Here is a 3,547-nt window from a genome sequence, read left to right on the forward strand (position 1 = left end):
CTCGACCCCATGCTGTTCTATCAGCGGCACCGTTAACGACGCTATTTCTTGCAGTGGCGGTCGAGCTCCGCCTGGGCAAAATATGCTGACGCCTGTCGTAGAATATCGTTGCTGCGGCGAAGCTCACGGTTCTCGCGCTCCAGCTCCTTAAGCCGCTGACGTTCATCCGCGTTGAGACTGTTTTTCACCGCCAGCCGCTGTTCATGTTGCTTGATCCACAGACGCAGCGTCTCGGGTATGCAGCCAATTTTTGGTGCAATGGACTGGATCGCTTTCCACTGCGAAGCATGCTCATGCTGAGTTTCCAGCACTAGATATAACTGCCCGTTCACGGACTTCCGGAGAGTAACGTTTGGTCGTTGTCATAGAGACCTCCACTTTTAAAGTATAGACTCTAATTTATCCGGGGTGATTCAATATGGCCATCGGCGCTATCCAGGCGATTAAAGAGGCGGGTCTGAAACCGGGTTCGCAAATCAAAGTGATCTCTATCTATGGCGTTCCAGATATATTCAAAGCCATGATGAACGGCGAAGCCAATGCCACGGTCGAGTTGACGCCGAACATGGCAGGCCCGGCTTTCGATGCGCTGCTGGCGATGAAGAAAGACGGTAAAGCGCCGCCGAAGTTTATCCAGACCGACTCACGGTTGTTGCTGCCGGATACCGCCAAGCAAGAATATGACGCCAAGCAGAGCATGGGTTACTAACAACGGTGACCACTTCGCCGCCTGCCAGGGTAGCGGCTGGTGTATTAGTGACGGGGGAAACAGGCATGGCATCCGCACCGCTATTGGAGCTTAAAGGCGTCAGCGTGGAATTTCCCGGCGTAAAAGCCCTCCAGCAAGTGGACTTTACCCTGCATAGTGGCGAAGTGGTTGCACTGTTGGGAGAAAATGGCGCGGGTAAATCAACGCTGATAAAAGCGCTGACCGGTGTATATCGGCGCTCGGCTGGCGAGATCCGTCTTGCTGGCCGGGTGGTGGATCCCAAAGATACCGCCGACGCGCAAGTCATGGGGATCGGGACCGTCTATCAGGAAGTCAACCTGCTACCGAATCTGTCGGTGGCGGCCAATCTGTTTATCGGCCGTGAGCCTGTCTCCTTCGGCCTGGTTTCGCATCGGAAAATGAACGCTCGCGCCCGGCAGATTTTGGCCCAATACGGCTTGGCGGTGGATGTCAGCCAGCCCTTGGCTAATTACTCCATCGCGATACAGCAAATCGTGGCTATCGCCCGGGCGGTCGATCTTTCCGCACGGGTATTGATCCTTGACGAGCCTACCGCCAGCCTGGATGCGAATGAAGTCGCGATGTTGCTTACTATATTACGTCAGTTGCGCGACGAAGGCGTCGGGATGATCTTCGTCACGAATTTCCTCGATCAGGTTTATCAAATCAGCGATCGCATCACCGTGTTGCGCAACGGTCAACTGGTCGGCACCCGCGACGCCGCCACGTTGCCACGGTTGGAACTGGTGCAAATGATGTTGGGTAAAATGTTCAATGAGGCTGACTTAAAACGATCCGACCGGCCGGTGAGCCGCGCGGATCCCCTGGTGGCTTTCCATCAATACGGTCGGCGCGGCACGGTGGAGCCCTTTGATTTGCAGGTGCGGCCCGGCGAAATCGTCGGCCTGGCCGGGTTGCTGGGATCCGGCCGTACCGAGACCGCGCAGCTGCTGTTCGGTATTAAACCTGCGGACAGCGGCGAAGCCCGCCTGGCCGGCAAACGTATTCATCTCACGAACCCGCGCCGCGCCGCCCATCTTGGTTTCGGCTATTGCCCGGAAGACCGGAAAAACGAGGGTATTATCGGTTCCGCCACGGTGCGTGAAAACATCATTCTGGCGCTACAGGCGCAGCGCGGCTGGTTCCGGCCGTTACCGCTGCGGGAGCAATTGCGCATCAGCGAGTCCTTTATCCGCCTGTTGAGTATCCGCACCCCCGGCCCGGAACAGGAGATTCAGTATCTCTCCGGCGGCAATCAGCAGAAAGTATTACTGTCACGCTGGTTGGCTACACAACCGCGCTTTTTGATTTTGGATGAGCCCACCCGCGGTATCGATCTCAGCGCCCATGCGGATATCATCCGGGCGATCGAGGCGCTGTGCGCCGACGGCATGGCGCTGCTGGTAATCTCGTCGGAGTTGGAAGAAATGGCCGGCTATGCCGATCGCATCATTGTATTACGCGACCGGCGGCACGTGGCCGAGCTGGAGTGCCAACAGATTTCGGTCGCCGGCATTATGCAGGCTATCGCCGCGCAACCCGAGGAGGCCGCCCTTGAGCAGTAAACCTTTATCCACAGAGGCCGGCGCGCGGCGGGTACGCTGGAGCATGCCCGCAGGCAGCACACAATGTCTGGCGCTACTGGCCATCGTGCTTATCGACGGTTTGGTCTCGCCGCATTTTTTCTCGCTGCATATTCAGGACGGCAGGCTGTTCGGCAGCCTGATTGACATCATCAACCGCGGCGCGCCGGTGGCACTGTTAGCACTGGGCATGACGCTGGTTATTGCCACGGGCGGTATCGATCTTTCCGTCGGCGCGGTGATGGCGATCGCCGGGGCGGTAGCGGCGACGCTTATTGACCATAATGTCGCGCTACCGGTGGCGCTGGGCGCGGCATTGGCCGCCGGGGTTATATGTGGGTTGTGGAACGGTTTTCTTATCGCCGTGCTGGGGATGCAACCGATTGTTGCCACGCTGATTCTCATGGTTGCCGGCCGCGGGGTGGCGCAGCTGATTACCGAAGGCCAGATTGTCACTTTCGATAATGCGGCGTTTGGCGAGATCGGCCACGGGGCGTTGTTATGGTTACCGGTTCCGGTGATCATCGCCGTCGCGATGCTGCTGCTGTTATGGGGGCTGACCCGTAAAACCGCGCTCGGGCTCTTTATCGAGGCGGCCGGCATCAACATCCGTTCGGCGCATAACGCCGGGGTCAACACGCGTCTGGTGCTGATGGTGGTGTATATGCTGTGCGGGCTGTGCGCCGCCGTTGCCGGTATTATTATTACCGCCGATATTCAGGGGGCAGATGCCAATAATGCCGGTCTGTGGCTGGAGCTGGACGCCATTTTGGCGGTGGTCATCGGTGGCGGCTCGCTTTTGGGCGGCCGTTTCCATTTGCTGTTATCGGTAGTAGGAGCGCTCATTCTTCAGGGCATGAACACCGGTATCTTGCTTTCCGGCTTCCAGCCCGAATTCAACCTGGTAGTGAAAGCGATTGTGGTGCTGCTGGTCCTGATGGTGCAGTCGCCACGGATAGCGCTGTCGAAGCTCTGGAGGCGCCGCTGATGCTGAAAAGAAACTTGCCATTGGTAATGACGATCGTAGTGTTCATTGCCGGTTACCTGTACTGCCTGAGTCAATATCCGGGTTTTGCCTCAACGCGGGTCCTTGGCGATCTATCTATCTGAATCACCCCGGATAAATTAGAGTCTATACTTTAAAAGTGGAGGTCTCTATGACAACGACCAAACGTTACTCTCCGGAAGTCCGTGAACGGGCAGTTAATCTAGTGCTGGAAACTCAGCATGAGCA

The 3,547-nt window shown here is 57.3% G+C and carries 2 protein-coding genes, 3 pseudogenes and 1 other annotated feature; of the genes and pseudogenes, 4 read left to right on the top strand and 1 reads right to left on the bottom strand.

Annotation, left to right across the window (positions count from 1 at the left end; genetic code table 11):
- Positions 1 to 87: a sequence feature (AL1L pseudoknot), on the bottom strand. This feature is flagged as partial in the annotation.
- A pseudogene (locus CINSTRO3249_RS14100) lies at positions 45 to 366 on the bottom strand (transposase); the annotation flags it as partial. Its footprint overlaps the feature before it by 43 nt.
- Before the next feature lie 49 nt (positions 367 to 415).
- Here CINSTRO3249_RS14100 and CINSTRO3249_RS14105 point away from each other — a divergent pair.
- The 4 genes and pseudogenes from CINSTRO3249_RS14105 to CINSTRO3249_RS17755 all read left to right on the top strand — a co-directional run.
- Positions 416 to 709, top strand: a pseudogene (locus CINSTRO3249_RS14105) (sugar ABC transporter substrate-binding protein); the annotation flags it as partial.
- Positions 710 to 774: 65 nt separating this feature from the next.
- Positions 775 to 2,295, top strand: coding sequence for a sugar ABC transporter ATP-binding protein (locus tag CINSTRO3249_RS14110; protein WP_074013728.1), 1,521 nt, complete (start codon positions 775 to 777; stop codon positions 2,293 to 2,295).
- Positions 2,285 to 3,301: a galactofuranose ABC transporter, ATP-binding protein YtfT gene (gene ytfT / locus CINSTRO3249_RS14115; RefSeq protein WP_305781687.1), complete on the top strand. Its 1,017-nt coding sequence runs from the start codon at positions 2,285 to 2,287 to the stop codon at positions 3,299 to 3,301. The genes CINSTRO3249_RS14110 and ytfT overlap by 11 nt, the downstream gene beginning before the upstream one ends.
- Positions 3,301 to 3,405 (top strand): annotated as a pseudogene (locus CINSTRO3249_RS17755) (sugar ABC transporter permease YjfF); the annotation flags it as partial. The gene ytfT and the pseudogene CINSTRO3249_RS17755, both read left to right, overlap by 1 nt.
- Between the last annotated feature and the right edge of the window lie 142 nt (positions 3,406 to 3,547).

Origin of the sequence: Candidatus Sodalis sp. SoCistrobi (assembly GCF_900143145.1) — a bacterium.
Classification (GTDB): Bacteria; Pseudomonadota; Gammaproteobacteria; order Enterobacterales; family Enterobacteriaceae; genus SoCistrobi.

Bases quoted from the DNA above. Each gene is read 5' to 3' on its own strand.
- CINSTRO3249_RS14110 (WP_074013728.1), top strand. From the start codon at position 775: ATGGCATCCGCACCGCTATTGGAGCTTAAAGGCGTCAGCGTGGAATTT.